The sequence below is a fragment of the Vibrio sp. H11 genome (assembly GCF_004804295.1).
In the GTDB taxonomy this organism is placed as follows: domain Bacteria; phylum Pseudomonadota; class Gammaproteobacteria; order Enterobacterales; family Vibrionaceae; genus Vibrio; species Vibrio ostreae.
In genome coordinates, this window is the sequence record NZ_SSHN01000011.1 from 97226 (window position 1) to 120139 (window position 22914).

Consider the following 22914-nt stretch of genomic DNA (forward strand, 5'->3'; position numbering starts at 1 on the left):
ACTTTTGACATTAATTCGGAATTGGGAACTAACAGATGTCTACTACTGAATCGGTATTGGAAAGACCGCAGCTGGCTGAAGGCAGCCTGCTGGATGAAATCATGGCTCAAACCCGCATCGCGCCAAGCGAAGAAGGGTACGATGTAGCAAAGAAAGGCGTGGCAGCCTTTATCGAAAACCTGATTGGTAGTGACCATTCAGAAATGGTCAACAAATCTCTGGTTGATCAAATGCTGGTTGAACTGGATAAAAAAATCAGTGCCCAGATGGACGAAATTCTGCATGATGAGCAGTATCAGCAGATGGAATCGGCCTGGCGTGGTCTGAAACTCTTCGTCGACCGGACTGATTTCCGCGAAAACAACAAAGTCGAGTTACTTCATGTCACCAAAGAAGAGCTGCTGGAAGACTTTGAGTTTGCTCCTGAAACAAGCCAGTCTGGCCTGTATAAACACGTTTACTCATCAGGTTATGGTCAGTTTGGTGGTGAACCAACCGGCGCCATCATTGGTAACTTTGCATTCACACCGTCAACACCGGACATGAAACTGCTGCAGTACATGGGCTCTTTGGGCGCTATGGCTCATGCGCCTTTTATTTCCAGTGTCGGACCTCAGTTCTTTGGCATTGACTCATTTGAAGAGCTGCCAAACGTCAAAGACGTGAAGTCTATCTTTGAAAGTCCGAAGTACACCAAGTGGCGTGCTCTGCGTGATTCAGAAGATGCACGTTATATCGGTCTGACTGCGCCACGTTTCCTGCTGCGTGTTCCTTACGATCCAACCGAAAATCCAGTTAAATCATTTAACTATGCAGAGAATGTCAGCCAGTCGCATGAACATTACCTGTGGGGTAACACGGCGTTTGCATTTGCAACCCGCTTGACTGACAGCTTTGCTAAGTATCGTTGGTGTCCGAACATCATCGGCCCGCAAAGTGGCGGTGCGGTTGAAGATCTTCCTGTGCACGTTTTTGAGTCTATGGGTGCACTGCAGAGCAAGATCCCGACTGAAGTTCTCATCACTGACCGTAAAGAATTCGAACTGGCTGAAGAGGGCTTTATCGCTCTGACGATGCGTAAAGGCAGCGATAACGCCGCGTTCTTCTCAGCAAACTCGATTCAGAAGCCAAAAGTATTCCCGAATACCAAAGAAGGCAAAGAAGCCGAGACCAACTACAAGCTGGGAACCCAGTTGCCTTACATGATGATCATCAACCGTCTGGCACATTACGTGAAAGTCTTGCAGCGTGAGCAGATCGGTTCATGGAAAGAGCGTCAGGATCTTGAGCGTGAACTGAACGCGTGGATCAAACAGTTTGTAGCTGATCAGGAAAATCCACCAGCAGACGTTCGCAGCCGCCGACCGCTACGCGCCGCGAAGATTGAGGTTATGGATGTTGAAGGTAACCCGGGTTGGTACCAGGTTTCTCTGGCGGTACGTCCGCACTTCAAATACATGGGTGCAAATTTTGAGTTGTCATTGGTAGGCCGTCTGGATCAAGCTTAATCATGACATATATAGCACCTGAAGAGAGTGTTTTTGGGGTTGGCTTCTTCGAGCGTTTAGAAGCCAACGCTAAACCTGTGTCTCTGACTCAAGGTCCGGATGCATGGGATGTACTCGACTCCGTTAAACGTAACGTATCCAACATTCTCAACACCCGAATTGGTGGTGCGCAAAGCGCACCTCATTTGGGATTGGTCGATTTTAATGACGCCACGTTGGAAACCATGGATTTATCGTTACGTATCAAGCTGGCGATCCAGCAATGCCTGGAGCGTTATGAGCCGCGCTTAAAGAATGTCTTGGTTCGTTCAGATAACGAACATCACAATCCGCTTACGTTGCGTTTCCATATTGCCGCCAGCATCAACAGCGATGCATTACACAAGAAAGTTCAGTTCAGTCTGTTACTGGATCAAAATAGAAAGTATCGAGTGTATTAAGTTTATGACTCAAGATAAGTATTTCAGGGAAGAGCTCGCTTTTCTTAAAGAGCAGGGCCAAGCCTTTACCGAAATTCATCCCCAGCTTTCACGCTTTTTGCAGGCTAAAACCACTGATCCGGACGTAGAACGTCTGCTGGAGGGGTTTGCGTTTCTGACTGCGCGCCTGCGTGAGAAAGTGGAAGATGAATTCCCTGAACTTACTCACTCGATCATTAACATGCTGTGGCCGAACTATCTGCGTCCGGTCCCCAGCATGAGTATTGTCACTTTCACTCCAGATAAAAGTGTCAGTGAAAAGCAGACCGTCTCGCGCGGTACCCAGCTCGACAGTAAACCGGTATTTGGCACTAAGTGTCATTTTCGTACCTGCCGTGATATCGAGCTTTATCCGTTGCAATGTCTGGATGCGCACGCGCAACACACCCGCGAAGCAACCACCATTAAATTGGATATGAAAATGAACGGTGACATCGCCTTTGGTGACGCCGGCATTGAGGATCTGCGTTTTTATTTGGGGGGCGATAAATACAGTTCACAAATGCTCTATTTATGGCTCAACCACTATTTGCAAAAAATCAGCGTTGAAGTCAACGGTACCGAATTTATTCTTCCGGCCAGTGCGTTTTGCACGGTTGGCTTTGGCAGCGACGAATCTTTGCTGCCTTATCCGAGCAATGTCTATGAAGGTTACCGTATTCTGCAGGAATATCTCTCTTTTCCGGAAGCTTTCCACTTTTTCGACATTAAAGCGCTTGGACGCACTGTGCCGAAATCGGTGCAGGGTGACTTTACGCTGAATATTCATTTCTCGAAAACCTTGCCAGCTGATGTACGGGTGCGTAAGGATAATTTCCAGCTTTACTGTACGCCTGTGATCAACCTGTTTGAGCACGATGCTGATCCTATTGATCTCAATGGCCGAAAAGCCGAGTACCGCATTGTGCCATCGAGTCGTTATCCGGCGCATTACGAAGTGTTCAGTGTGGACAGTGTGACCGGCTGGCAGGACAGCAGCCAGAATGGTCAGCGTATGCGCGGCGAAAAACGCCATTACTCGGCGTTTGAAACCTTCCAGCATGAAGTTGAGCGGGCACGTGACCGGCAGGCTTTGTATTACCGTACCCGTGTCAAAGAAAGTATCCGTGGTGATGGCTTTGACTCTTTTATGTCGTTTGTGCGTGGTGATGAAACCTTGTCTGTCGACGTGGACGAAGCCGTTTCTCTCAAACTGACCTGTACCAATCGCCTGCTCCCACTGGAACTGGGCATCGGCGATATCTGTGAGCCGACGGATACGTCACCGCCTTATGCGGACTTTCATAACATCACCATTCCGTCGCAGTCACTGCGTCCGGTGCTGGACGGCAGCCTGCTGTGGACCCTGATTTCCAATCTGTCACTGAACTATCTGTCGCTGCTTTCCAAAGATGCTTTAAGCAGCGTGTTACGTGCTTACGATTTCCGCGCTCTGGTGGATCGTCAGGCTGAGCGCGTGGCGCGTCTGCGCCTGGACGGGATCAGCAAAATCGAATCGAAACCGGTCGATAAAATTTTGCGCGGTTTGCCGGTACGTGGATTGCAGTCGACGCTGTACATCGATCAGGCTGGTTTCGGGTCTGAAGGCGATCTTTACCTGTTCGGTACAGTTCTAAGTCATTTCTTCGCACTTTACGCCAGTATCAACTCATTTCATGAGTTGGTGGTGGTCAACTTAACCAATCAAGAGAAGTACACATGGGGAACACAGACAGGAATGCAGCCGTTGATATAACGGCCGATAGTCCGGTTGTGCCTCAGTCGCACTTACCCGGGGATGTACGCTCTTACAATTTTTACCAGTTGGTGGAGTTGTTGCAAAAACTTCATCAACTGAACCCGGAGTCGGAAGAGTGGGAACGCCAGTGTCAGCTGGTGTTCAGTGCGAATCCGAGCCTCGGCTTTTCGCCCAGCGATGTCAATGCACTGCTGGAAAGGCCGGATGACCGGCTGGTGATGCTGACCAACTTTTTTGGTCTGTCCGGTGCGCAGTCACCACTGCCCGGTTTCATTATCGAACAGCTGGTGAATGAAGAACCCGGCGGTATTAAACAGCCGTTTATGGATTTTTTTAATAACCGCCTGATCAACCTAGTTTATCGCATCTGGCGCAAATACCGTTATTACGTGCGTTTTCAACCGGATGCACAGGATACCTTTTCGGCGCAGCTGTTTGCTTTGGTCGGATTGGGCGACCCGGATTTGCGCGGTGAAACACCGATTAACTGGTGCAAGATGTTGGCCTATGCCGGCACGCTGGCTGGCCGTAGCCGTTCTCCGCAGGTGGTGGCGGGCATTATCGCGCACTGTTTTGATCTTGAGGATGTGCAGATTCGACAATGGGTCCGTCGCAAAGTCAGCATTGACCCCTCTCAGCAACTGTCTCTGGGGCGCCAGAATGGCGAGCTCGGGATGAATACCATGCTGGGTGAATCGGTCATGGACTGTAACGGCAAGTTCGCGATTTGTATCGGCAAGTTGTCACGTGCGCGTTTTGCCGATTTTCTGCCCTCAGGAAAAGAGTATCAGCCGCTGTGCAAACTGGTCGAATTCATTTTGCGTGAGCAGATGGCCTATGACCTTGAGTTGTCGATGGACGCTGAAGAAGCGCCACCGCTCACCCTGCGGGCTGAAAGCGGTGTCGCGCTAGGCTGGACTTCATTCCTCGGTAAGCACACCGAGGACAAATACGTTTTGATTCAAGTGAGACAATAACATGAATGCCATGACACAGCCCTCGGTGACTCTTCTGGTAACCAATGTCCAGATTCTCGAATCCGGACTGGCGGCTCAATCGACAATCACGGTCGATGGCGGCACGATCGGCAGTGATGCTTACGCCACCTGGCGTCTGAAAGATACCCAGGGAAAGGTGAAACCTCTGCACTGTGAAGTGATGTCGGTTGATGGTGCTTTTTGCGTTAAAGACCTGTGCGGTGACACTTATGTCAACGGTTCGCACATGCCACTGGGCCGTAACCAACTGGCGCGTCTGGAAGATAAAGACGAAGTCACCATCGGCCCTTACCAACTGCGCGTGTTGCTGGATAAATCCCGGGATAGTGAAGACAGTGATGGTCCGCTGGATGCGATGTTTAAGTCGCAGCAAGTTGATTTACTTGCGGATGACGTTTTCGATGACAGTGAGCTCATCGCGGCGGACGAAGAAGAAGCCAATCACGATCCGCTGGCCGCGCTGGACGCGTTGGTCAGCAGCGAAGATGACGGCGAATCTTTGCTAAAGGAAGTCGAAAAAGCACCGGACAGCGAGCAGCCAGCCAGTCTGGTTCCGCAGGATAACCTGGTACTCAATGATCCCTCTTTCACCCCGCAGGCGGACAGCGAGTATGAGATGACCTCCTCAATCCGTCTGAAAAAAATTCTTGGCTTCGGACGTTCAGTTTTAGCAAATGAATCGTCACAGCAGCCTGCCATGCATCAGCAGGATGCTCAGCACAATCAAGCAAATGATCCGTTTAAAACGAACGAACAGTCTGGAAACGATCAGTTTAGAAATAACACGCTATTTAAAAATAATACAGCACCAACAGATATAAACACCAACAACGAATCAGAGGGCTTAACCATGGATGAAAACGTACTGGATCTTCTCGAAGAAGAAGTTGCCAAAAGTATGCAACCTGCGACCGACCACACCACCACAACGGCCGCTGGCGGCCAGCATCTGCTGACCGGACCTATTTTGCAGGGCCTGGGTATTGATCTGAGTCAGAATAATGATATGGAACGCATGCACATGTTGTCCCACGAACTCGGAGAATCGCTGCAGGCGTGTGTCAAAGGCTTACTGCAACTGCATGAACAGGTGAGTGAAGGCCGTTTTGGCACCATGAACCGTAACCTGCAGCCGATTGAAGATAACCCGCTGCGTCTTGGCCTGAATTACCCTGACACCATCCGTACCATGTATGACGCGGATAAAAGCCTGGTCCACCTGTCTGCACCGGCGGCTATCTCGGAAAGCCTGAAAAATGTGCGCGACCATAATGAAGCGATGCAACACGCTACCACCGAAGCGCTGAGTCAGATCCTGAATGCCTTTTCGCCTCAGGTCCTGCTGCGTCGTTTTAATCACTACAAGCGTAATAGCGATAACCAGACCGGCTCTGATGAAGCCTGGGCCTGGAACATGTACTGCAATTACTACCAGGAACTGACTTCTAACCGCCAGCGTGGTTTTGACAAGCTGTTCTGGGAAATCTTCGAGCAGGCGTACGACAAGAAAATCCGTGAGAAGCAACTGGAGTTGTAATCGTGAACAAGCTGCTGTTTATGCTGCTTTCGCTGCTGCTGTTGTCGGCCTGTAGTTCGACAGAGCCTTACGAGCCCGCGAAAGAGCCGACCAAGGTGACATTCAGTCTGCTGACCGATGAAGGGGTGAACCCGAGTATCTGGGGAGAAGCGTCACCGGTTGAAATCCAAGTTTTTGAATTGCAGGACGACTCGATGTTCATGTCGGCCGACTATGACCAACTCAAAGATGATTATAAAAAAGCACTGCGCAGTAACTTTGTTAAAAACTACGACTACGTGCTGATGCCGGGACAGTTCAAATTCGTCAATGCATTTGAACTGGATGAGAACACCCATTACATCGGTGTGATGGCGCATTTTTCTGATCCGGAAATCAGTGAATGGAAAAAAGCAGTCAAAGTGCTCAATAGAGGCAGGGAATACCACCTGCTGATGTTTTTTAAAGATTACAACGTCAAACTGGATAGGGTGGAATAACACAAGATGTTTGCTCGAAACCGCGTGATCTGGAATGAGGGGCTGTTCATTAAACCCCAGCATTTCCAGCAGCAGCAACGTTATACGGAATACCACATCGATGAGCGCATGAGTGCGGTCAGCCGTTACCTGTATGGTGTTTCAGAGTTGTCACTGAATCCTGAATATTTGTCTTTTGGTCGTATCGCGATAGAGCGTGCGGTAGGCATCATGCCTGACGGCACTGCGTTTCGTATTCCGCAGGAAGACGCGATGCCGGATGCGCTGGAAATTGACGACGCATCGCTGGCCAATCAACTGGTGTATTTGGCCGTACCGCTGCGCAGCGAATCCCTGATGGAAATCAACTGGCCGGAAGAGCAGGGGACGGGACGTTACGTCAGTCGCCGCCTTGAAGTGCGCGATGTGCATACGGTGCAGGGTGACAACACCACCATTGATGTCTCGCCAATCCGCATGCAGTTAATGCTGGAAAAAGAAGATCGCAGTTCGTTTGCCTCGATTGCCATCGCCCGCATTCTGGAAAAACGCCCGGATGGCAGTGTGGTGATGGACCCGGACTTTATCCCTTGTCATCTCAACGTCGTTGGTAATGCTGCCCTGCACCGCTTTATTAATGAGATGTCCGGCCTGATGCGTGAGCGCGCGAAAAACATCGCCCAACGTATCAGCGCACCTTCTCAGGGTGGCGTGGCTGATGTATCAGATTTTATGTTACTGCAGGCTCTGAACCGTTTGCAGCCTCAGATGCAGCATCTGGCGGAACTGCGCAGCCTGCATCCGGAGCGTCTGTTTGAGTGTCTGGCTTCTGTTTGCGGTGAGCTGGCCACCTTCACTGATGAAGGTCGTCTTCCGCCTTCATTACCAAGTTACAACCACGATATGCCGAGCCTGTCGTTTGGTCCGCTGATCCGCAGCCTGCGTCAGAGCCTGAGTGTGGTTCTTGAACCTCGTGCGGTCTCAATCCAGCTTGATAAGCGTAAGTACGGCCTGATGGTCGCACCGGTGCATGATCCGCAGCTGATGGACAGCGCCGAATTCATTATCGCAGTGAAAGCCCGTATGCCACTCGACGAGTTGCGTCGCCTGTTTACCCAGCAAACTAAAGTGTCATCGGTTGAGAAGATTCGCGAACTGATTTCACTGCAGTTACCGGGAATTCCACTGATTTCATTGCCTGTTGCACCGCGTCAGCTGCCGTACCACGCCGGCTATACCTATTACCAGCTGGATAAGAGCAGCCCTGCCTGGGCGATGCTGGATCATTCCAGTGGCTTTGCGTTCCACGTTGCCGCGGCATTTGATGATCTTGACCTGCAGTTCTGGGCGATAAGGAGCTAACCATGGCACAGAATAAAAAAGAGGGCCAATACGCCAGCCTGCTGTTTGACGATGTCGAGCAGATCAACCATGACCAGGACTACTGGTTCCAGCTGCGCGGTGATAACCCGAATGTACTGATTGACGCAGCAACCCCGTTGTTTGGTTTGTCTCTGCGAGTTCGTTCATTGTCGGAATGTCACAACATCGAACAGATCTACAACCAAACCGTGGAAGAGATTAAAGCGATCGAAATTGAGCTTTCGGAGCAGGGTTTTGAGCACGCGATCTTAATGGCTTACCGCTACATCCTGTGTGCTTTTCTCGACGAAGCGGTCATGGGCACCGAATGGGGCGCTTCCAGCGTCTGGGCGGAGCATTCCATGTTATCGCGTTTTCACAACGAAACCTGGGGTGGCGAAAAGGTGTTTACCATTCTTGGTCGTCTGGAAGGGGAACCTAAGCGTTATGAAGCCCTGCTGGAATTTATCTATCAGTGTCTGGTGCTGGGGTTTGAAGGCAAATACCGCGTGATGGATGGCGGACAGGTAGAGCGCGAGCGTGTGATCAGCCGGTTGCATGATGTACTGGCCACGCTCGATGATGAAGAGCCGCAGGATTTGACCCGTGCGACGGATCATGTGGTGAAAGCGAAATATAAATTAAGCCGTGAAGTACCGCTCTGGTCCGTGTTTGCCGGATTCCTGGTGTTGTGGGTCGGCATCTTTCTTGGTTACAGCTATCTGCTGCATAGCAAATCAAGCGACGTAATAACTCAATTAAATCAAATACTTTAAAAATTATAAGGCTAGGTGATCGCCGTGATCCGTATTGAACTCCCAACGTTGATTTCGAAATTAAATGCCCAAAGTAAACTGGCATTAGAACAAGCGGCGTCTTTGTGTATTGAACGTCAGCATCCGGAAGTGACGTTCGCCCATTTTTTAGATGTAGTGACAGATAACCCGCTTTCTGATGTGCGACTGGTCATCAAACAGGCTGATCTGGATGTTGAAGCGGTCAAGCAGGCGATAACATCCGGCTATGCCCGGGAGCAGGCGCTGGATACTTACCCGGCATTCTCCCCGTTGTTGGTGGAACTGCTGCAAGAAGCGTGGCTGCTTTCGACTACCGAACTGAATCAGACAGAACTGCGCTCCGGTGCCATGCTGGTCGCGGCCCTGACTCAGGCTGACCGTTATCTGTCCCCGAAACTGGCGTCTCTGCTGGCCGATATTAACCGTGAAAGTCTGAAGAAACATTTTGATGCCATCGTCGCAGACTCGGCGGAAACTGAGGTGGAGAAACCGGCTAAAGGGGCGGCGGCACAAGCGCTGTCCGGTGCCACATCGCCGCTGGACAAATACTGCACCAACGTGACCGAACAGGCACGTAAGCAGGAACTCGATCCGGTCCTGTGCCGTGAAAATGAGCTGAATCTGATGATCGATATCCTGTGTCGCCGTCGCAAAAACAACCCGATCGTGGTGGGTGATGCCGGTGTGGGTAAAAGTGCGATGATAGAGGGCCTGGCACTGCGCGTGGTGGCGGGTACGGTGCCGACTCAACTGCAGAAAGTTGAGTTGCTGTCGCTTGATCTTGGCCTGCTGCAAGCGGGGGCTTCGGTCAAAGGTGAATTTGAGAAACGCCTGAAAGGCGTGATTGACGCTATCAAGAATGCGCCAAATCCGGTGATTCTGTTTATCGACGAAGCGCATACCCTGATTGGCTCTGGCAATCAGGAAGGCGGCAGTGATGCCGCTAACCTGCTGAAGCCGGCACTGGCACGTGGTGAACTGAGCACCATCGCGGCAACTACCTGGAAAGAATACAAGAAGTACTTTGAAAAAGACCCGGCCCTGACCCGTCGTTTTCAACTGGTTAAGCTGGAAGAGCCAAGCATTGAGCAGGCGGTCGACATTTTACGTGGCCTGAATAGTGTGTATGAGAAAGCGCACAACGTGCTGATCACTGATGAAGCGCTCAAAGCCGCTGCTGAGCTGTCGGCGCGTTATATTTCGGGTCGTCAACTGCCGGATAAAGCCATTGATGTGCTGGATACCGCGTGCGCGCGGATTGCGATTAACATGACCACGCCGCCAAAACGTCTGGCGCAGTTAGAAACTGCGTGTCACCAGCGTCAGCTGGAAATCGACATGCTGCAACGTGCCCATTACCTCGGCCAGAGTGCGGACTTGGGCCGTCTGGATGAACTGCGCTCGCAAGAGCTGGCGGACGAAGCTGAGAAGCAGACTCTGACTGAGAGCTGGCAACAGCAAAAACAGCGGGTTGAGACCATTATTGACCTGCGTGCGCAACTGCTGGATCTGGCCAAACAGCAGGATGCGGATGAAGAGACTCGTGACAGTCTGCATGCTGATCTGCAGTCACATTATCTGGCCCTGCAAGCGATTCCGCATCAGGAAGTATTGATGCATGCGCAAGTCGACGCCGAGCAGATAGCCGAAGTCATTGCGGACTGGACCGGCGTACCGGTTGATCAAATGAACAGCGATGAACTGCATAAAATCACCCATTTAACTGAGATCCTGGGCCGCTCCATTAAAGGTCAGGATATCGCTATTGAACGTGTGCACCGTAATCTGCTCACCGCCCGTGCAGACCTGCGCCGTCCGGGGCGTCCGAAAGGGGCGTTCCTGCTGGTTGGTCCGAGTGGGGTTGGTAAAACCGAAACCGTGGTCCAGCTCGCAGAGCAGTTGTATGGCGGCAAACAGTTCCTGACCACCATCAACATGTCCGAGTACCAGGAGAAGCATACCGTATCACGTCTGATTGGCTCGCCTCCGGGTTATGTCGGTTACGGTGAAGGCGGCGTGCTGACCGAAGCGATTCGTAAGATGCCCTATTCTGTCGTACTGCTGGATGAAGTGGAAAAAGCGCATCCGGAAGTGCTGAACATCTTTTATCAGGCATTTGATAAAGGTGAGCTGGCTGACGGCGAAGGTCGTCTGATTGATTGTCAGAATATCGTGTTCTTCCTGACCTCAAACCTTGGTTATCAAACCATTGTGGATTACGCCGAACAGCCTAAACAACTTGATGAAGCCTTGTATCCTGAACTGGCGGCTTTCTTTAAACCGGCTTTGCTGGCCCGAATGGAAGTGATTCCTTACAAACCGCTTAGCAAAGAGGTGCTGGCGGAAATTGTTAAAGGCAAACTCAATCGCCTGGAAACCTTGTTCCGTGACCGTTACAACGCTGAAGTGGTGATTGAAGAGCGCCTGATTGACGAAATCCTTAATCGTGCGACACGCAGTGAAAACGGTGCCCGTATGCTCGAAGCCATTATCGAAGGCCAGCTGCTGCCGCCGGTATCGCTGGCGCTACTGAGCAAGCTGGCTGAGCAGCAGCCGGTACATCGCATTCACCTGGATGCGGTGGAGGGTGAATTTATCGGTGAGGTGGATTGAGCATGAGTAACTGGCTTACTTTCACTGCAGACTTAGTCGGGCTGAGAAAGCCGCAGCAACTGGCTACTCAGTTTGTCAGCATTATCAGCCGCGAACTGGGTTTATCCAACGCTCTGCTGCTGTTGCCAAATGCCAATGGACGTCTGCTGGTGCCTCATGATGACCGTCTCAGCTGTTCCTGGTCGGTAACGGATTTTGAAAATCCATTTTCGCATGTATTGCAGTCTTCCAAAGCCATGCATCTGACGGCGGAAGAGCTGGTTTTCTGGCAATCAAACCGCACCTTCAGCCAGTTGGTGGCTAAGGTCGGCATGTTTGATTCAGTCTGGATCCAGCCGCTGCCGATGGGGCACCGTCACGTGCAATCGATTTTGGTGCTGATGGGTGACAGTAATGTAGTGGGTAAGATTTTCAGCGATGCCGCGTTTTTAAAATTCATTGATGTCTTCTCCCAGCAATGGTCTTTGCTGCACGATATGGAACGTGAAGAGCAGACGCGTCAGGCACTGAAAGAATCCTTGTGTGATTTCGAACGTGATTCAGCCCAGCGCGTGCTGGTCAAAGATCTGTCGCGCAAGTTGATCGGTGACAGTGCGGTGATGCAAAAACTGCGTGAACAGATCGTCAATGCGGCCAGCTCCAATCTGTCGGTCATGATTCAGGGCGAAACCGGTACCGGTAAAGAGTTGGTGGCCGAAGCGGTGCATGACCTGTCATCAAGACAGCGTGCGCCGTTCGTCGCGATTAACTGTGCCGCGATTCCGGAAAACTTGCTGGAGAGCGAACTGTTTGGCTATACCAAAGGCGCTTTCTCCGGTGCAGACAGTGACAAGCAGGGTTTGATCGCCCAGGCCAACGGCGGCACCTTGTTCCTGGATGAAATTGGTGATATGCCGCTGGCGCTGCAGGCCAAACTGCTGCGGGTGCTGGAGTCAAAAACCTTTCGCCCGGTCGGTGGTAAGCAGGAGATGACTTCGGATTTTCGCCTGGTGTCTGCCACCCACGTTAATCTGCTTGACCAGGTGCGTCGTAAAGCGTTCCGTCAGGATCTTTACTATCGCCTGTTCCAGTATCCGCTGACCCTGCCACGTCTGGCGGCGCGTCTGGATGATATCGATCTGCTCAGTCAGCATTTTGTTCAGCAGTTTAATCAGCAGCATGGCAAGAATATTCGCGGCTTGCATTACCGTGCATTGGATTGTCTGAAAATGCATGATTTTCCGGGTAACGTACGTGAACTCAAGCACTTGATTGAATTTGGCTGCGCCCAGACTAGCGACGGAACTCAGGTTGAAGAACACTGTTTCACTGCGCGTATTGTACCTGCGGCCAGTCCGGCTACCGCCTCGTCAATCGCACCAAGCGCTTCGGCCGATATCGCGTCAGAGGATGTACCGGCATCCGAGCAGAATTTTAATGTGATTAACGATCTCAAGCAGGCGCTGAACGATTTTGAAGAAAAAATCATTCGCGAGCGTCTGAGTCATTTTTCCGGTGACCGCGCCAAAGCAGCGGAAAGCCTGGGTATTCCTAAGCGTACCCTGGCTTATAAGTGCCAAAAGCTGGAGATCAAAGCGCTATGAACCGAGCAATCTTGTTAGTGCTGGCAGGCTCATCGCTGTTTGGCCTGTCAGGTATGGCCCGGGCAGAGACGGCACGGCAGACGCTCGAAGCAGCTTCGCAATGTGTGCAGATTGACGCCCGTCTTGAGCGCCTGGCCTGTTTTGACCGCGTATTTGAAACTCCGGTACAGGTGGCAATGCCAACCGTGCAGAGTCATCTGCCGCCATCCTGGCAGCGAGCGATGCAGGCTGTGCAAAATAGTAATGAAAACTGGACACTGACCACGGAAGGCGAGGGCAAAGGCAGCAATGCCTGGGTCACGCTGACCGCGCTCAACCAGAAGACCCGCTTTGCCGACAATGCTAAACCGGTATTGATGCTGAGCTGTATCGATAACCTCAGCCGGGTTGAGCTGGCATTGCCAAGTGGTGTCTCAGACGCCCGAATTGAAATCTCGGCTGCAGGACTGGACTCGCAATATATGCGCAGTGACGACAGCGGTACGCTGATGTCATCGGCGCGAGGTATGCCGGCGATCAGCATGATGAAATCAATGGCCGGACAATCTCGCTTATTACTGCGTTCGAATGCCCCGTTTGCCGACGGGCTGCAGTTTGACACCGAGCCGTTGAAGCATGCACTCGGTGCATTACGTGAACGCTGTGGCTGGTAGGAGAAAAAGATGGAATTGACCGAATACCGCCAGTCTGTCGCGCAGCCGATCAAGGGCGAAAGCCGGGTTGGAGAGCGTCTTATTGATGACCCGCTGTTTGATTTTGTTGAAGACCAAATGATGAAGGTCGGCTCTCTTTCCCACGGCAGCGTGCAGTGGGATGAAGTTGAGCACAGCGTCGTCAAGTTGCTGGGTGAGAAAACCAAAGATATCAAGTTGCTGGTTTACCTGCTGCAGTGCCTGCACAACCAGTTTACAGCCGCGCGTTTTATTCTCTCTTTTGAGGTTATGACGGACTTCATGGCTGAATTTTGGGAGGAGAGTTATCCGGCGCCGGGTAAGCGCGGTAATCTGCCGCGGCGTAAATTTTTCAGTCAGATCGCGCAGCGCTTTGCGCTGGTAGTGGACAAAGTTGACTTCAACCGCTTTGACACTGCCGACCGTGACGCGCTCGCTAGTGCTGTTGATGGCTGGCAAAAAGTGATTGAGAGCCACGGACTCAGCTCTGAGGCGGTCGATTTGGTCGTGCGCAGTATCACCAGTCAGTTACGTCAGGCAGAAGAGCGTCAGCAAACCCAGCCAGCAGCGTCGGCGCAGCCGGTTGCGGCTGCAACGGCTGCGCCGACCAGCAGCAGTCCGTCTCTGGCTATTGATAACTCGAGTGATAAAGCCGCCAAGCAGACCCTATTAAAAGTGGCGGACTTTCTGGCCGAGCAGGAGTTCGGGGTTGCGCTGTCAGTACGTTTACGTCGCTATGCGGTCTGGGGAGCGATCACTTCTCTGCCTGATCATAAGGCAGACGGGGAGACCATGCTGAGGGGCATGCAGCAGGATCGAATCAAAGATTATCAGGATCAGATGCGTCATCCTGATCTGACATTATGGCGTAAGGTTGAACAGAGCCTGACTCTGTCACCGTACTGGTTCGACGGCCAGTTGATGAGCTTTAACATCGCGCGCAGCCTGGGCAAAGAGACCTGGTGCAGTGCGATTTTAGAAGAAACTGAGCAGTTTTTGCAGCGCATGCCGTCCTTGTTCGATCTCAAATTCAAAGGCGGTGCACCGTTTGTGTCAGAAGAAGTCAGAGACTGGCTGGCAGCGACTCAGCACACAACGGCCACGCAAAGTGTTGGTGACTGGCAGGAAAAACGTCAGGAAGCACTCACTCTGGCCAAAGACGGTGGCATCGCGGTGGCATTGTCGATGCTGAACGATGGGTTGGTAGCGGCGACTGAGCCGCGAGACCAGTTCTATTGGCGCCTGCTGTCTGCCGACCTGATGCAGGCCAATCATCTGGATGCCATGGCTCAGCAGCAGTACCAAACATTACATACACAAATATCTGCTATGCAGGTGACCGACTGGGAACCGTCGCTGGTGGAACAATTAGAACGATATACAACGTCAGAGTAAACGAAGGACACCATCCATGTGGAGATTTATTGTTGGGTTAGTAAGAAGGCTTAAGCCAGGCATGCTGGCCGCATTACCTATTTTGCTCGTTACCCTGTTCATATTACTGAATGTTGCGATTTGGTGGGCGGGACCGTGGTTAGAGATTTTTGAAACTAAGCCACTCCAGTCTGTCTTGTCGCGCGTGGTCGCCAGTGGCTTGTTCACTCTGGGCGCTCTGGCGTTATGGGGGTTGCTGCAGTGGCGTAAACTGCAAAACTATCAGGCGCAGCAAAAGCGTGATGAACAACTGCGTCAGGATCCGATTCGGGTTTATGAAGAGCGCCAGGAAGTTGAACTGAATCAGGTGATGGTTAATATGCGCCAGAACCTGAACAAGCGTAATTATCTGTATTCTTTACCTTGGTATCTGGTTCTTGGGCTGGAAAATGCCGGTAAAACCAGTTTGATCAACCGCTCGGGGCAGAAGTTTGTTTTCTCTTCCGTCATGCGTGCCTCCGGGCAGAAGAGTGAAAACCCATATTCGTTTGACTGGTGGATTGGTGATGAATCGGTCCTGATCGATCCGGACGGTGAACTGCTGACGCAGGGTAACCGCAGTGAAGATAACGATGGTGCCATGGAGCGCCGTCTGTGGCTGCACTTCGTCAAGTGGCTGGACCGTACCCGCAGCCGTCGTCCGCTCAACGGTATTGTACTGGCGCTGGATGTGTCACATCTGGCCACCGCGACGGCGTCTGAGCGCAAAGCCTACGCCAGTCTGCTGCGTGCACGTCTGCGCGAACTGATGGAAACGTTGTCAACGCGTCTGCCAGTCTACATTGCTCTGACCAAGCTGGACTTACTGTATGGCTTTGAACCTTTCTTCAAGCACTATACCAAAAGTCAACGTGAGGAAGTGCTGGGCTTTACTTTTTCGCTCGATTCAATCGACAACCTCGACAACTGGCTGGAAGAGTTTGCTAAAGATTATGCCGAGTTTGTAGAACGTATCAATAATGCGTTGCCACATGCGGTGTCGGCACCGATGTCACTGGAAGAGCGCAATGCGATCTACAGCTTCACCCGTCAGGTCTCCGGCCTGAAAGAGATCCTGGGGCAGTTTTTCCAGGATGCGCTGGCCAGTGATCAGTTTTCGACCTCCGCTCTGGTGCGCGGCGCCTACTTTACCTCGGTGTATCAGCAAGGGGTGCCGACCAACGCATTTGATGATGCGGCGTCGCGTCGCTATGGCTTGTCGCATGCGGTTAACACCGCGCAGCGGGCGAAAAACTCAACCATTTATTTCACTCAGAAGCTGTTCACTAACATCATCTATCCTGAAGCAGGACTGGCCTCGGATAACTTTCGTATTGCGCGTCAGAAACGCCGTCTGATGGTGTTGTCGGTGGTGACTGGTAGTATTGCAACTCTGCTTTTAGTGGGTAACTGGCACCGTAATTACCTCGCCAACGTGGAACATGCCAATGCCGTACTGGCCAAGGTGAACCAGTACCGGGATGAATTTCCGTCCAAAGCGAGTTTGGCCTCTCAGCAAGACGTGCTGGAGCCACTGAACAAAATCCGTGAAGCGACGCTGGAGTTTGGCTTCTTCCGTGAAAAGCCCAAATACATCTCAGATTTCGGTCTGTATCAAGGGCACACCATCGGTCCTATGGTGGAAGCGACCTATCTGAATCTGCTGGAAACCCGCTTCTTGCCACTGTTAATGGCTGATGTGGTGATGGATCTCAATCAGGCCCAAACCGATGAAGAAAAACTGGCAGTGCTGCGTGTGTATCGCATGATGGTGGATAAAAGCGGCCGTTATCAGGATTACGTGATGGATTATTTCTCACGTTACTGGCAGCAGGAGTTCTCGGGGCGGCGTGAAATTCAGGAAGAGTTGCTGGGCCACCTCGACTATGCGATGCGCCATACCGATCTGGCAGGTGAAAGCCAGCATGGTAACAAGGCGGCGACCAAGGTGATGAAACCTTATGAGCCGACCATTGCCAAGGTTCAGGCAGAACTGGGTAGCATGCCTAATGATCAGCGCGTGTATCGCAACCTCAAGCTCAATGCTCAGACCGTATTAGGCCCGGCGATTAACCTGCGTAACCTAGTGGGGCCGGTGTTTGACGTAGTGTTTGAAGAACGCGTGATGAACAGCAGCAGCCTGTACATTCCGCAGATGCTGACTAAGCGTGGCTTTGAAGAGTACTTTATGCCGCGTTCTGAGTCGGTGTCGGAGTTGGCACTGATCGACAGCTGGGTACTGGGCCAGTCAAAGTCAGCTCAGTTCAGTGAGGCAGATAAGCAGGCACTGCGAAATAAGATCCGCGATCAATATGTCGCCGATTACACCAACACTTGGCGTGCTGCACTGAACGAAATCGATGTGAAGTATTTCAGTGACATCAATGATGCCGTGGCTGTCTTGGATAACCTGACCGGTAATATTGAACCGATGCAGCGTCTGCTGCGCACGCTGGACACCAATACTGAATTGTATGCTTCTCTGCCTGATGATGATGCGGCGCAGCAAGCGCTGTTGCAGAGTCCGAAATATAAAGTAGCGTCGATGATCGAATCACCGTTTGCTGAGCTGAATGACATGCTTAAACCGGTGGGCGACAAACCGGCTTACATGAATGAAGTACTGGCCTCGGTGGAAGAGTTGCAGAATTACCTGAAAGCGATTCAGACCGCACCGGATGTCGGCACTGCCGCTCTTGATGCAACCAAGGCACGAGTCAAACTGGTTAATGCGGATCCGATTTATACCCTGAAACGGATTGCTTCCGGTCTGCCGAAACCACTCGACAGCATGATGACCAAAATTGCTGACGAGAGCTGGTATGTGATTAAGCAGGAGGCGATCCGCCATCTGGAAGTGCGCTGGCACGATGATGTTTACAACACCTTCCAGCGCAAGCTGGCTGGTCGCTATCCGTTTAATCCGAAGGCGAAGAAAGATGCGTCACTGCAGGATTTTGAAGCCTTCTTTGCGCCAAACGGCACTCTGGACAACTTCTATAACAATCAGTTACGGATGTTTATTGAGGAGAACATCACAGTCAATGATGGCGAAAATGCCCAGTCGCTGATTCGTAAAGATGTGCTCAATCAGATCAAGCAGGCGCAGAAGATCCGCGATGCTTTCTTTAACCGCAAAGGCATTCTTGATGTCAGTTTCTCGGTGGAGCCGCTGCGTCTGAGCGGCAACAAGCGCCGCAGTGTGCTCAACGTCGACGGTCAGTATCTGGCCTACAGCCATGGTCCGCGTGACAGCGTGGAGCTGATCTGGCCAAACACGTTGCGCGACTCTGCGGTTTCTAAAGTCACGCTGGTGCCGACTCAGTCCAATATGTCACCACGTAGTATTGATATTCAGGGACCGTGGGCGTTCTTCCGTCTGCTGGACCAGGGGGATGTGGTGGCAGCCAGTGCGACTTCGGTGGACTACAAATTTGATGTTGATGGCGGTGACATGATTTACCGCATCAATTCAGAAGCGAATGCTAACCCGTTCACCGAGCGCTTGTTTAACTCGTTTAAGCTATCCAATACCTTGTATTAAAAAGTTTATTTTCGATATTACTAATCTAATTAAGCGAGCGGGGTAACCCGCTCCTTTACTCTGGGACTGAGCCGTAAATGTCCAATATTTTGTTTATTGATAATGCTTACTACCGTATTTGCGAGCATGTGGATGAGATTCGTCATCTCGATGAGTACCAAAAAGTAAGAGATGAGATCAATCGTCGTTTTAACCCGCTGGCGGGATCGACAGATTGGGAACTGGTGCGTGATTGTTGTGACACTCTGGCCAGAAAGGCGGGGGTGGATCTGATGATGAGCGGCTACTTCGCGGTCGCGAGTCTGAAAACCCAGGGTCTGGCCGGATATGCCAACGGACTGGAATTACTCAGTGCCTGTCTCAACAGTCAGAACAAGCCGGATGCTAAGTATGCCAAGATGCACAAAGAGGTGCTGGACTGGGTGAATAGCAAAGTGGTGCCGGAGCTGAAAGCCATCAAGCCCAACTATGAATCACTGCGTGAACTCTATCGTTGTGAGCGCTTGTGCGAACGGATTCATCATCAGTTGGAGCAGCAGCAGCCGGATTACCCGGTTGATTTTGAAAGTGTCGGTTTTGTGCTATTCGAACATATTGACCGGATTGAAACTCAGTACCACAGCCTGGTGAAACGCCAGATGCAGCAGCAGGCTCAGGAGCCGCCTAAAGTGCTGCGCAGCCTGCACCGCAAATGGGTTGGCGCCGCATTTGTCCTCGGCGGTCTGCTGTTTGGTGCCGGAGTCTGGGCTTATCAGGTGTTGCCATGGTTCAGTCACAGTGAGTATTCGGCTGAGGTGAAAGTGGCGACGCTAAACAGCGACCAGGCTCTGCATCAGTTCCAGCTTGATGTCTCCCCGGGCCAGGTCGTGCGCTGGAAAGAAGATCTGGTCGGGCTGTATCAGCACTCGATTGTGCAAAAAAGTGCCGCATCTGTTGAACAGAGTAAGCGCGAAGCGATGCATGAGATGTCAGCGCTGATGGCGCTCTATCCGCAGGATCCTAAGGTGGCTGAATCGCAACAGGCATTTTCTACCGCACAGCAGGAGGCGCTGGCGCAAACCGATATTTTTGTGCAACGTTTCGGTGAAATGCGTACCCGCATGGCTAACATCGCACTGCTGGCGAAACGTGGCCGATGGAACGAGTTGCAGCGTCAAACCAAATCTCTGCAAGATTTTGCCGTGAGTCTGTCACCGATTTATGGCCGGGTGGATTACGTGCAGAGCCTGATTAAGCAGGGCGAGGTTGACGACGCCCGGAAGGAGTTGGACATCCTGAAACTGCGTCTCAACAACCTGAGCTGGACCATGGCTCAGCTGGAAGAAAACCTATCCGCAGAGCTGGCGCGCTGAGCGTGTCACGTCCATTACACAGCGGGCAAAAAGTTGCGTATCGGGCAGTTTCTTGCTCCACTGTGGCGGCAGATTGCCCTGATGATGAGTTTTTCAACATAACCAATTGATTAATAATAAAAATAAGATTGGCATTACCCTTGCTGCAAACTCAAGTTTGCACTTTATCAACGGTCAGAGATAGGAATAGCAGCATGGCAACGTTAAGTTACAAGTTCCAGGTGGATGGTCTGGAAACAGATACCCTGGTGGTGCATGCCTTCGACGGGCAGGAAACGCTGTCCTGTGAGCTCATGGATGGTCGTCCGTGCTACGGGTTTCGTTATGAACTTGCGCTGGCCAGCCGCCAGCCGGGCATCAGCGCTGAAATGGTGGTGGATAAAAGCGCAGAACTGACTCTATATCGAGACGAGATGCTGGTGCAGCGCGTGCATGGCGTTGTGCGGGCTTTCAGTCGTGGCGACACCGGCCATCATCACACCTTCTATTCTCTCACTCTGGTTCCGGCGCTGGAGCGTTTATCACTGCGTCACAACAGCCGCATTTTTCAGCTCAAAACCGTTCCTGAAATCCTGTCTGTGCTGCTGCAGGAAATGGACATCGATGATTACGCCTTTGCGCTGACCCGCGATTATCCGCAGCGCGAACTGTGTGTGCAGTATCGAGAAACCGACCTCGAATTCTTACACCGTCTGGCAGCGGAAGAGGGGCTGGTGTACAGCTTCATTCATCAGGAAGGCCAGCATACGCTGCTCTTCAGTGATGCGTCTGACAGCTTGCCTAAACTGGGCGAGCCGGTACCTTATAACAGCCTGGCCGGTGGCGTGATGGATACGCCATATATCTCCGCATTGCAGGTTCGTACGCGTGCTGAAGTCAGCCAGACCGCGATGCAGGATTACAGCTTTAAAAAGCCGGCTTATTCTTTTGCGCAAAGTGCGCTGGGTAGCGAAATGGATTACCAGCACACGACTTACGAGCATTATGACGCGCCGGGCCGCTTCAAAGATGACGTCAATGGTAAAGCGCTTAGCCGGATTCGGCTTGAGTTCCTGCGCCGCGAGGCGCGCACTGCCAGTGGTCAGAGTAACCAGCCTTTGCTGCGCGCCGGAATGAAATTTGATCTGCAAGAGCACTTAAATGAGAGTCTCAACCGTGACTGGCTGGTGGTGAGTGTTCATCACCAGGGCACTCAGCCCCAGGCCCTGGAGGAAGAGGGCGGCAGCGGTGCCACCACTTACGCGAACCAGTTCAAGCTGATCCCGGCCCATATCAGTTGGCGGGCAACACCGGAGGCCAAACCTCAGGTCGATGGCCCGATGATTGCGACTGTGGTCGGCCCACAGGGCGAGGAGATCTTTTGTGATGAGCATGGCCGGGTCAAACTGCATTTCCCCTGGGATCGCTATTCCAACGCTGATGAACTCAGCTCGTGCTGGGTCCGGGTATCGCAAGGCTGGGCCGGCAGTCAATACGGAATGCTTGCGCTGCCACGCATTGGCCACGAGGTGATTGTTTCATTCCTGAATGGCGATCCGGATCAGCCGATCGTGACCGGCCGTACTTACCATGCGACCAATACTACGCCGTATCCACTGCCAGAAAATAAAACCAAAACCGTGATCCGCAGTGAAACCCATCAGGGAGAAGGATTTAATGAACTGAGTTTTGAAGATCAAGCCGGCAGCGAACAGGTTTACCTGCATGCTCAGAAAGACTTCGATGGCTTAGTCGAGAATGACCACCGCAGTGAAATCCGCCACGACCGCCATGTCACGGTCGAAAATGATCGCTTCAGCCAAGTCGTGGCCAATCAGCACCAAACTATCGGTGGTGAGAGCCGCAGTAAAATCGGCGCGGACAGCAGCCTGAAAGTTGATGGCTCAGCCCAGCACAAAGTCGGCAATCTCATCGCGGTTCAGGCAGGACGGGAAATTTCCCTCAAAGCCGGCGCTAAATTAGTGGTCGAAGCCGGTGCCGAAGTCACCCTCAAAGCCGGCGGCAGTTTCGTCAAAGTTGACGGCGGTGGCGTACATTTGTCGGGCCCGGCTATTAATCTAAACGCCGGCGGCAGCGCAGGCAGCGCCTCCGGCTACGCCGGCCAATCAGCCTTGTTACCCGGCGGCGTTGAGGCTGTAGACGCACCGGAAGAGTTGACATTCATAAAACCAATAGCATCACTGATTTCAGAAGAAGCGTTAGTTCAGATTGCAATTAGTGATATACCAATAGCCAGAATGTGTCAGCGTCAACTAGATGGCAATTGTCCCAGAACTGATTGTCCGTGTGAAATGAAAGAGGATGTATGAGTCAGTTAACCGAGTTTTTTGAATCTGACGAATATACCCATTGGGTAGTCGTCGACAAAATAAGAGTACCTGATATTGATATTTTGGCATATCGGTACGAGAACAATCCTGAAATGATAAAACTGTTCTATGGAAGTGATTTTCACCATCTTGTTGAAGTTAGTCCGGTAGTTTTTTGTTTCACCGGTTCAAAAGAACTGACTAATTTAATTAAATACGATTTTGCTTTGAAGACAAGCACAGTAGTATTTTCATTTAAGAAAAATACGAAACAAGAAGATAGGTTAAATCATCTCCGAAGTTTGCTAACAGTAATAATTAATGGTGATATGAGGTTTTTTAGATATTATTCCTCGGTTTTCTTGAATAGCGTTCACAAAGGATTAAACGATCAAGACAAGAAAAATATATTAGGTCCCTTTTCGTCCTTAACTTGGGTTGGTGAGGATGATGAATGGAAGAGTTTGGTTGGAGATGAAAACAAGAAATACGTAAATAACGGAAATACACCACTTTCTTTGACATCATCTGTTTTATTGGGATATCTATAAT

General features: G+C 51.5%; 16 protein-coding genes. All 16 read left to right on the top strand.

What is annotated here, in order from left to right:
• Nucleotides 1–35: 35 nt before the first annotated feature.
• The 16 genes from tssC (at nt 36) to E6C74_RS16295 (ending at nt 22913) form a co-directional block, all read left to right on the top strand.
• A complete protein-coding gene (gene tssC / locus E6C74_RS16220) occupies nt 36–1508 on the top strand; it encodes a type VI secretion system contractile sheath large subunit (protein WP_136487092.1) in 1473 nt (490 codons plus the stop codon).
• 2 nt (nt 1509–1510) lie between these two features.
• Nucleotides 1511–1948, top strand: coding sequence for a type VI secretion system baseplate subunit TssE (gene tssE / locus E6C74_RS16225; RefSeq protein ID WP_136487093.1), 438 nt, complete (start codon nt 1511–1513; stop codon nt 1946–1948).
• Between the two features lie 4 nt (nt 1949–1952).
• Nucleotides 1953–3722: a type VI secretion system baseplate subunit TssF gene (gene tssF / locus E6C74_RS16230; RefSeq protein WP_136487094.1), complete on the top strand. Its 1770-nt coding sequence runs from the start codon at nt 1953–1955 to the stop codon at nt 3720–3722.
• Nucleotides 3686–4702: a type VI secretion system baseplate subunit TssG gene (tssG, locus tag E6C74_RS16235; RefSeq protein WP_136487095.1), complete on the top strand. Its 1017-nt coding sequence runs from the start codon at nt 3686–3688 to the stop codon at nt 4700–4702. Before tssF ends, tssG begins: the two co-directional genes overlap by 37 nt.
• Before the next feature lies 1 nt (nt 4703).
• Nucleotides 4704–6260, top strand: coding sequence for a type VI secretion system-associated FHA domain protein TagH (gene tagH / locus E6C74_RS16240; RefSeq protein ID WP_136487096.1), 1557 nt, complete (start codon nt 4704–4706; stop codon nt 6258–6260).
• Nucleotides 6261–6262: 2 nt separating this feature from the next.
• Nucleotides 6263–6739 carry a type VI secretion system lipoprotein TssJ gene (tssJ, locus tag E6C74_RS16245; protein ID WP_136487097.1) on the top strand — a complete coding sequence of 159 codons (477 nt, stop codon included), beginning with the start codon at nt 6263–6265 and terminating at the stop codon, nt 6737–6739.
• Between the two features lie 6 nt (nt 6740–6745).
• Nucleotides 6746–8080 (top strand): type VI secretion system baseplate subunit TssK, encoded by a 1335-nt coding sequence (gene tssK, locus E6C74_RS16250; RefSeq protein ID WP_136487098.1) that lies wholly within the window; start codon nt 6746–6748, stop codon nt 8078–8080.
• 2 nt (nt 8081–8082) lie between these two features.
• Nucleotides 8083–8856, top strand: a complete 774-nt coding sequence (gene icmH, locus E6C74_RS16255; RefSeq protein WP_136487099.1) for a type IVB secretion system protein IcmH/DotU — start codon at nt 8083–8085, stop codon at nt 8854–8856.
• A gap of 24 nt (nt 8857–8880) precedes the next feature.
• The gene (tssH, locus tag E6C74_RS16260; RefSeq protein WP_136487100.1) at nt 8881–11490 is read left to right on the top strand and encodes a type VI secretion system ATPase TssH; all 2610 of its coding nucleotides are present in this window, start codon (nt 8881–8883) and stop codon (nt 11488–11490) included.
• A 2-nt stretch (nt 11491–11492) separates the two neighbouring features.
• Complete coding sequence (locus tag E6C74_RS16265; protein WP_136487101.1) at nt 11493–13073, top strand: sigma-54 dependent transcriptional regulator; 1581 nt, start codon at nt 11493–11495, stop codon at nt 13071–13073.
• Nucleotides 13070–13726, top strand: coding sequence for a type VI secretion system-associated protein VasI (gene vasI, locus E6C74_RS16270; RefSeq protein WP_136487102.1), 657 nt, complete (start codon nt 13070–13072; stop codon nt 13724–13726). The genes E6C74_RS16265 and vasI overlap by 4 nt, the downstream gene beginning before the upstream one ends.
• Before the next feature lie 9 nt (nt 13727–13735).
• Entirely contained in the window at nt 13736–15139 is a 1404-nt protein-coding gene (gene tssA / locus E6C74_RS16275) for a type VI secretion system protein TssA (protein WP_136487103.1), read from the top strand.
• Between the two features lie 61 nt (nt 15140–15200).
• The gene (gene tssM / locus E6C74_RS16280; protein WP_206208432.1) at nt 15201–18701 is read left to right on the top strand and encodes a type VI secretion system membrane subunit TssM; all 3501 of its coding nucleotides are present in this window, start codon (nt 15201–15203) and stop codon (nt 18699–18701) included.
• 77 nt (nt 18702–18778) lie between these two features.
• Nucleotides 18779–20053, top strand: a complete 1275-nt coding sequence (locus E6C74_RS16285; RefSeq protein WP_136487105.1) for a type VI secretion system ImpA family N-terminal domain-containing protein — start codon at nt 18779–18781, stop codon at nt 20051–20053.
• A 194-nt stretch (nt 20054–20247) separates the two neighbouring features.
• The gene (gene tssI / locus E6C74_RS16290) at nt 20248–22362 is read left to right on the top strand and encodes a type VI secretion system tip protein TssI/VgrG (RefSeq protein WP_136487106.1); all 2115 of its coding nucleotides are present in this window, start codon (nt 20248–20250) and stop codon (nt 22360–22362) included.
• Complete coding sequence (locus E6C74_RS16295; protein WP_136487107.1) at nt 22359–22913, top strand: DUF4123 domain-containing protein; 555 nt, start codon at nt 22359–22361, stop codon at nt 22911–22913. Before tssI ends, E6C74_RS16295 begins: the two co-directional genes overlap by 4 nt.
• Nucleotide 22914: the final 1 nt, after the last annotated feature.

What these genes read in the sequence shown, in the direction of transcription:
- tssK (WP_136487098.1), top strand. Translation starts at nt 6,746, where the DNA reads ATGTTTGCTCGAAACCGCGTGATCTGGAATGAGGGGCTGTTCATTAAA.
- tssI (WP_136487106.1), top strand. Translation starts at nt 20,248, where the DNA reads ATGGCAACGTTAAGTTACAAGTTCCAGGTGGATGGTCTGGAAACAGAT.
- tssE (WP_136487093.1), top strand. Translation starts at nt 1,511, where the DNA reads ATGACATATATAGCACCTGAAGAGAGTGTTTTTGGGGTTGGCTTCTTC.
- vasI (WP_136487102.1), top strand. Translation starts at nt 13,070, where the DNA reads ATGAACCGAGCAATCTTGTTAGTGCTGGCAGGCTCATCGCTGTTTGGC.
- tssC (WP_136487092.1), top strand. Translation starts at nt 36, where the DNA reads ATGTCTACTACTGAATCGGTATTGGAAAGACCGCAGCTGGCTGAAGGC.
- tssA (WP_136487103.1), top strand. Translation starts at nt 13,736, where the DNA reads ATGGAATTGACCGAATACCGCCAGTCTGTCGCGCAGCCGATCAAGGGC.
- tssG (WP_136487095.1), top strand. Translation starts at nt 3,686, where the DNA reads ATGGGGAACACAGACAGGAATGCAGCCGTTGATATAACGGCCGATAGT.
- tssF (WP_136487094.1), top strand. Translation starts at nt 1,953, where the DNA reads ATGACTCAAGATAAGTATTTCAGGGAAGAGCTCGCTTTTCTTAAAGAG.
- tssM (WP_206208432.1), top strand. Translation starts at nt 15,201, where the DNA reads ATGCTGGCCGCATTACCTATTTTGCTCGTTACCCTGTTCATATTACTG.
- icmH (WP_136487099.1), top strand. Translation starts at nt 8,083, where the DNA reads ATGGCACAGAATAAAAAAGAGGGCCAATACGCCAGCCTGCTGTTTGAC.
- tagH (WP_136487096.1), top strand. Translation starts at nt 4,704, where the DNA reads ATGAATGCCATGACACAGCCCTCGGTGACTCTTCTGGTAACCAATGTC.
- E6C74_RS16265 (WP_136487101.1), top strand. Translation starts at nt 11,493, where the DNA reads ATGAGTAACTGGCTTACTTTCACTGCAGACTTAGTCGGGCTGAGAAAG.
- E6C74_RS16285 (WP_136487105.1), top strand. Translation starts at nt 18,779, where the DNA reads ATGTCCAATATTTTGTTTATTGATAATGCTTACTACCGTATTTGCGAG.
- E6C74_RS16295 (WP_136487107.1), top strand. Translation starts at nt 22,359, where the DNA reads ATGAGTCAGTTAACCGAGTTTTTTGAATCTGACGAATATACCCATTGG.